The organism is Sulfurovum sp. bin170, from assembly GCF_010892395.1.
In the GTDB taxonomy this organism is placed as follows: domain Bacteria; phylum Campylobacterota; class Campylobacteria; order Campylobacterales; family Sulfurovaceae; genus UBA1140.
The window spans coordinates 1-7,279 of the sequence record NZ_JAACKB010000230.1; the positions used below are offsets into that span (position 1 = coordinate 1).

Annotated in this window: 8 protein-coding genes; all 8 read right to left on the minus strand. The window is 36.9% G+C overall.

Annotated elements, in window-relative coordinates:
- The coding region (locus GSY74_RS05365; RefSeq protein WP_164664076.1) for an FxsA family protein at positions 1–283 on the minus strand (283 nt) is incomplete at its 3' end.
- Positions 283–1,545 carry a proline--tRNA ligase gene (gene proS, locus GSY74_RS05370; protein WP_164664077.1) on the minus strand — a complete coding sequence of 421 codons (1,263 nt, stop codon included), beginning with the start codon at positions 1,543–1,545 and terminating at the stop codon, positions 283–285. The genes GSY74_RS05365 and proS, both read right to left, overlap by 1 nt.
- Positions 1,542–2,849, minus strand: a complete 1,308-nt coding sequence (hemA, locus tag GSY74_RS05375; protein WP_164664078.1) for a glutamyl-tRNA reductase — start codon at positions 2,847–2,849, stop codon at positions 1,542–1,544. The genes proS and hemA overlap by 4 nt, the downstream gene beginning before the upstream one ends.
- Positions 2,850–3,746, minus strand: coding sequence for a polyprenyl synthetase family protein (locus GSY74_RS05380; RefSeq protein WP_370518771.1), 897 nt, complete (start codon positions 3,744–3,746; stop codon positions 2,850–2,852).
- 107 nt (positions 3,747–3,853) lie between these two features.
- Positions 3,854–4,126, minus strand: a complete 273-nt coding sequence (locus GSY74_RS05385; RefSeq protein ID WP_164664079.1) for a DUF2018 family protein — start codon at positions 4,124–4,126, stop codon at positions 3,854–3,856.
- Between the two features lie 141 nt (positions 4,127–4,267).
- Positions 4,268–5,080: an SDR family NAD(P)-dependent oxidoreductase gene (locus GSY74_RS05390; protein ID WP_164664080.1), complete on the minus strand. Its 813-nt coding sequence runs from the start codon at positions 5,078–5,080 to the stop codon at positions 4,268–4,270.
- Positions 5,081–5,875, minus strand: a complete 795-nt coding sequence (gene trpC, locus GSY74_RS05395; RefSeq protein ID WP_164664081.1) for an indole-3-glycerol phosphate synthase TrpC — start codon at positions 5,873–5,875, stop codon at positions 5,081–5,083.
- A 132-nt stretch (positions 5,876–6,007) separates the two neighbouring features.
- Positions 6,008–7,063: a hypothetical protein gene (locus GSY74_RS05400; RefSeq protein ID WP_164664082.1), complete on the minus strand. Its 1,056-nt coding sequence runs from the start codon at positions 7,061–7,063 to the stop codon at positions 6,008–6,010.
- Between the last annotated feature and the right edge of the window lie 216 nt (positions 7,064–7,279).

Genomic DNA, 7,279 nt, shown 5'->3' on the forward strand with positions numbered 1-7,279 from the left:
GTGCGATTAGCCCTAGAAAATCAGAAAAAACCCCAGGGATAATAAGTAAAATAGCTCCTAAAAAGTAAGAGGTACTCGCATCATGAAAACTTTTGACATTTAGTTTTCCCAAAGATACAGACTGCATATTTTTCAAGATACTTAGATGAGCATTTTTAAGCAGTCCCATACCTATCATAAAAGAGAGAAGAATCCAAATAACTGAACTCATAAATCCTATGTTGGAGCCAACAGCCAAAGAGAAGTAGAGTTCAAGAAAAAAATAGGGAATTATAATAAACATTACGCCAACTTCTCCAAAACAGTCTCTACTAAATCATCAAGAGCCAATACATCTTTGACTAGTCCATCTCTTGTAATCAACTCCACTCTCCCCTCACTAATATCATTACCAATCACTACAGCATAAGATATACCTATAAGTTCAAAATCTTTAATCTTCACACCAAAACCTGTCTTTTTATCAGCTCTATCATCTAGAAGAACGGCAACACCTTTAGATTGAAGCTCATCATAAAATTTTGTAGCTACTGCCATCTGCTCTTCATTTTTAGCTTTTGCTACAATAATATCAACACTAAATGGTGCAGACTCTTTTGTCCATATACACCCTTTCTCGTCATGATTCTGCTCAATAATCCCTGCAAGTAGCCGACTCACACCAATTCCATAAGTCCCCATAACAAAAGGTTGCAATTTCTGATTTTCATTCAAAAACTCTGCCTTCATCGCTTCAGAATATGTAGTCCCCAATTGAAAGATATGCCCCGCTTCAATCCCTTTGCTCTGGCTAAGTCCACCACCACACTTAGGACAAGTAGTCTCATCTTCTGCAATCACCTCTACATTGGCTCCAAAGTCACAGCTATCACAAACCATAATAGTATCTTCACCACTATCTGCTAGTATCATAAACTCTTTTGACCCTGCTCCACCAATCGCCCCACTATCTGCCTCAACCACTCTAAACTCTAATCCAAGTCGAGTAAAAATTTTTTTGTAAGTCTCCTCCATCAAGTCAAACTCTCGTTCCATATCTTCTACAGAGGCATGAAAACTATAAGCATCTTTCATCAAAAACTCACGACCACGCATCAATCCAAACCGTGGACGAACCTCATCACGGAATTTCCAATTGATTTGATAAACATTGAGAGGCAGTTGCTTGTAACTCTTGACTGTTTGACGAACGAGATTGACCATCGCCTCTTCATTGGTTGGACTCAATACAAAGTCATTATCATGTCGGTCTTTGAATCTCAAAAGCTCTTTACCAAACTTGTCAGCTCGTCCTGTCTCTTCCCAAAGTGTTATCGGTGTAACCATTGGCAAATGAACCTCACTGCACCCTACTCTATCTAACTCATCTTTTACAATCGCTCTTACTCTATCTAGTGTAATTTTCCCCAATGGTAAAAAGTTATAGAGACCTGACCCCCCTGATGACTGGATAAACCCAGCACGAAGCAGAAAAATATGTGATGTCAAAACAGCATCACTTGGTGCCTCTTTCATCGTTGGTATTAACATTCTTGAAAATCTCATTTTTGGTATCCTTTAACATGGTGTTCTCTTTTATACTTCTTCACTTTTCTATCATTAGTAGTAATCTCAAACAGCTCTTTTATCGCATCGACCCTCTTGGTTGAGTTCGATTCTGACGAACATTGACGCAGATTTTGAGTGGCATCGTGCAGAAATCTATTAAACATCTGTTCTGCCATTTTTTGCATATTATCTCTATATTCTAATGGTACGAATCTCTTATCTATCGCACGATTCAACTCTTTATTTATCGCATCTTTGACCTGTAGTCGCATATCTTTGATAACAGGCTCTATTGACAAAGCCCTAAGCCACTTATAAAACTCTGCTTTATACTTCTCAACAATATCAACAGCCCTTGTTGCTTGTTCCTCTTTGAGTGCATAGTTCTCTTTGGAGATGGCTTTGAGGTCATCTATCCTAAAGAGTTGTAGTTTCTCTAGCCCCATCTTATCAATATCTCTAGGGATTGCCATATCAAACCAGACTCTGTCCAAGTTATCACTCTCAACCATACTTGGTTTTATAATCGTCTCTTTAGCTGATGTCGCAGAAAAAAGCAATCGATAACGATTAAGATACTTATGAAGATTTTCCATTGTATCTGAACGAACATTGGAACCCAGCTCCTTGGCTATCTTTTTTACTTTATCTCTATCTCTTCCTAAAAGTAACACATCACAGTCCAAACGCAGAAGATTCTTAGCTGCAATAAGCCCCATCTCCCCAGCACCGATAATAACTGCTGTCATCCCAGAGATATTATCCCCATAGAGTTTATGAGCTTGAGTCACGGCAACAGAGGGGATAGAGATAGGATGTTTGGAGATATTGGTTACATTACGAACCTCAGCAGCACACTTCACGGCATAAGAGATAACACGGTTTAGTTGCCTCCCTGCTGTTCTATTTTGAAATGAGAATCTATAAGCATCTTTGACCTGCCCTGTTATCTGTGATTCACCGATAACAATAGACTCCAAAGAGGAGACTACAGAGAAAATATGTAAAATCGCTTTTCCATCATCATATCTACCATCCATTCCCTTAAGTTCATAAAAACTAAGACCCGAACGCAAACTAAGCAGTCCTAAAATAGCATGATAACTCGAAAAACTATCTTTGGTAGCGACCACTATCTCCACTCTATTACAAGTAGAGACGATATACGCCTCCTCAATAAAATCAAAACCTGTTAACTTAAGAAGCATCACTCTCTTCTCATCATCTGTAGCAAATGCTAACTTTTCTCTGGCAATCTGTTCACAATTTTTATGGTTAAAGGAGACAACTTGATAGGACATTTAGAACTCTCTTTCTATCATTGCTTTGGCGATATTTGACAAATCATACTCACCCAATTTTTCCATAGAATCTACCGCTTCTAAGATAAGTTCTTTGGCTTCGGCATAAGATTTTTCAACTATACCATATTTTTTCATGGCAATTTTTATCCACAATGCTTCATCACTGCTTAGTCGCTTACGATGTAATGAAACAAGATACTCTCTATCAACATCCGCCAAAACATCATAAAGATACATATAAGGAAGTGTAACCTTTCCCTCTACAAAATCATGCAGAGCTGGTTTTCCAAGTGTTTTAGAATCAGCAGTAATATCTAAAATATCATCTATCATCTGAAAAGCCAATCCAAGCTTTCGTCCATAATCACGATAGGCGACTCTATCTTTACCCACCAAAATAGCAGCGGCCTCTGCACTGGCTTCCATAAGTGAGGCTGTTTTTTGATACAACATTTTCAAATAAGCATCTCTATTGGTATGAAACTTACGAGAAAGCTCTACATCGGAGAGTTCACCCAAACTCAACTGAACAACAGCATTTGAGACCACTTTTGCTACCTCTGGAGATATACTTATCAACTCAAAAAAAGCTTTAGAGTATAATATATCACCTATCATAATAGCTGTCTTACTACCTTCACTAGCATTAACAGAGACCCTGCCTCTGCGACTCTTCGCATCATCTATTACATCATCATGTAGTAGACTAGCTGCATGAATCATCTCAACAGTAGCAGCTGTCTTTATAACTTTCAAATCACTACCAGCAATCTTTAAAATCAACTTTGTTCTAAGTCGTTTTCCTCGTGGTAGTCTGCGATAGAGAGATGTTACAAAACTATCATCAAGTTCTGCCACATACTGCTCTATCTTTCTCTCAACGGCATTTATCACCATTTTGTCCTTATCTATCTGGAAACGATGGCTTTAGCCTCGCCCTTTAGTTTCGTCTCTTTCGGGGCTGAATCCTCCGATTTCGAATGAGTTTTGCAAGAAATAGACTACTCACACTGAGTAACAATATTTCCTACAAGCTCTATATATAAACTGTTAGTTCTATCATCTAACTCTGGGTCAATCACCATACTTCGCATAAGTTGTTCCTGCTCCTCTTCGAGACCTCTCTCTTCAAGCATCTTCTCTGCCACAGCAAATCGTCTCAACATCTTGTCTATCTCCATCTCTACGATATTTTCATTAGCTGTTTTAGCTATAGAAAAAAAGTTACTCTTAGGTGTTCCTACAAAGGCATCATCATCATCAAATATATTCACTGTGCTATCTCCAAATTTAAAATGTGATTATTATATCTAATGAGTAGTTAAAATATATTGTTATCTAGGTTATAAAGTGGAATGAGATGCTTTAATAGAGTTGCATGGTACATTCCTGCCCATAAAAATGGGTTATTGTTATTAGATTTTAAATAAGATTTTATCTAAACGAGCTGTACTTAACACTCTCTTTAAATAGACAAGCAGATAGGTAGCTCTTGTGATATAATATCTAGGTTTTGGTCTCTTTGCTACTATAATCTCATAGACTATCTCCGCAACAGATATAGCCTCTTCGTTAAATGGCACAGTAGTTTTATCTTCGGACAGAGTTGCTTTGTACTCATCTTTAAAAATAGAGTTCTCTATATCTATATTCTCTTTGAGCTTTTTCATAGCTGTTTTACGAAAACTGCTAGTAATAGGACCCGTATTTAACAATACAGGATAGATATTTGTACCTTTCAGTTCAAGACGCAGAGTATCTGTAAGCCCCTCTACAGCATATTTACTAGCACTGTAAGCACCACGCGCCTTTAGAGAGACTAGACCTAAAATGGAGCTATGTTGTATGATTCTTCCAAAGCCCTGCTCTCTCATAATAGGTAGAATCTGTCTTGTACACTCATGCAGAGCAAAGACATTGACATCAAACTGCTCTTTGAGTACATAAGTCTGCATATCCTCTATGGCACCTGGTTGTCCATAACCTGCATTGTTAAACCAGACATCTATCTTGCCATCATCCTCTAGTATATTTGCTATAACCGCAGAAATCTCTTCTGGTTTTGTCACATCCATCTTCATGGCATGTTCAAGACCATTGGCTCTAAGTGGGTTGAGATGTCGCTCATCTCTCACTGTAGCATATACCTTTATACCGTGTGACTGTAGATACTTAGCCGTAGCAAATCCAATGCCTGTAGAACAACCTGTTATTACTATATTTGTCATCTATTTACCATACTTTAATTTTTGTACTGCTTCTGTGATATTATCTTGACGCATAAAATGTTCACCAACCAAAAAGGCATCAGCTCCAATTTTTGATAGCTCTTGAACTGTCTCATGAGTGGTTATTCCACTCTCTGCTACAATAATTTTACTGTTAGGAATCAGAGGAATAAGTCTCTCACTCAAACTCATATCCATCTCAAATGTCTCCAAGTTACGATGGTTAATACCAATAATATTTGCACCTGCAAAAATAGCTTTGATTAAATCTGTTTTATTATGAATCTCAACAAGAGCCTCCATACCCAAATGATGTGTATAATCTAGTAGCTCTTTTAACTTTTTTCGAGTCAGTGCCGTTGCGATAAGAAGCACAAAATCAGCACCATATGCCAACGCTTCCACCAACTGATATTTATCTACTATAAAATCTTTTCTCAAAAGAGGAATGCTCACATATCGCCTGACCATACCCAAATACTCTTTATTCCCCTGAAAAAAATGTGGCTCTGTCAAGATAGAGAGTGCATCAGCTCCACCTTTCTCATATGCCTGTCCTATAACTAATGGGTCAAAATCTTCACGAATCACCCCTTTGCTAGGACTTGCTTTTTTAATCTCTGCTATAATTCTGTATCGATTCTCGGGGGTTGATTTGAGTGCTGAATAAACATCTTTTGGTGCAAAAGGATTATACGCCAATGAACGCCCCAACCACTCCACAGGATAATCAACTTTTCTCTTCTCTAAATCCTCTTCTGTCTTTTTGATAATATCATCTAAAATTTGTGCCAATTTATCTATTTCCTCACTATTAATTAAATATCTTACAAAACTTGGAATCGGAAGGCTTTGCCTCCGTTATTCGGGAGTAAACTCTCCGTTTCCCAAAAGTTCTAAGGGCAACCACAAGGGATTGCCACTACGCTATCGGTTACACTCTTGAATACTTATCCAGTGTTGAGCAATATCCTCTTCATCTAACCCCTCTATATCAACAACTTTTTTCATCTCAATATACGCCTCTTTGCAAAGATTTAGCTTATAATATCCCCAAGCCAATGAGTCCAAATAATAACTATTATTAGGTTGCTCTTTGAGGGCATCTTTTACAATATCAACACCTTTTTCTATATCAATATTTTTATCTATTAGAGTATATCCATAGTAGTTGAGATATACACTATCTTTCACACCTGCCTCTAGTGCTTTTTCAAACTTATCAACTACTTTTTTTAGCATTAACTCATCATCTTTATTCTTTGCACTCTCATATAGTGCCATTGCCGATTCAGCTAACCATTTTGGTTTTTTCTGTTCGATAAAAAGCTTCTCTGCAATATCTAATGCAGAGTGGTAATCTTTTTTTGCAAGATATAGCTCATATAGCAACTCATCATTACTGTAATTATTTTGCAAAAATTTAATCGCTTTATCAAAATTTTCTGTATATATATAACCCTCAACTATTTTTACAGCATAAACATCTTTTTTTGTCTCTCTATAGAGATCATGATAAACTTCCATAAGAGGCTGAACTTGTTGTAGTTTTGTATAAATCTCTACAAGTTGATTACAAATTTTCTCGCTACATTGATTCTGACTTCTATGCTCTTCTAGATGTTGGATGGCACTATCTATATCACCAATATAGTTTGCCAATATAGTTGTTATCTTTATAAGTATATCTTCATTATAGCTCTTATTATATGCCTCTTCCAATAACCTTATAGCCTCTGTATACTCTCCTGATAAGATATAGGGACTTGCAGAGAGTTCAAAATCTATCGCTTTTCCTGATTTTGAGATAAGTTCTCTACCAACCTCTTTAGCTTTTTTATTCTCTTTTTCATTTATATAAAATGAGATAAGAAGCCGTTTGGACTGTATATTGTCTGGGTTCTGCTTAGTCCACTCTTCAAGTTTTGAAATATTTTTAGACTCTACTCCTGCATATAGTGCAGTTGTCAACTCTCTAAACATATACTCCACACTTTGGGTTTTATTATAAAGTATACTGTAAAAATAGTTACTTTGTTTAAAATCCCCCTGCATCTCATACCAGATAGCCTGTATAATCAGATCATTTTCATTGATTGAGGCCAGATATATATTAAGTCTTTACGCATCATCGAAGGACCCATATTTCAGTGATATTCGAAGCATATCTGTTACAATTTTAAATGATTTCGGATTACA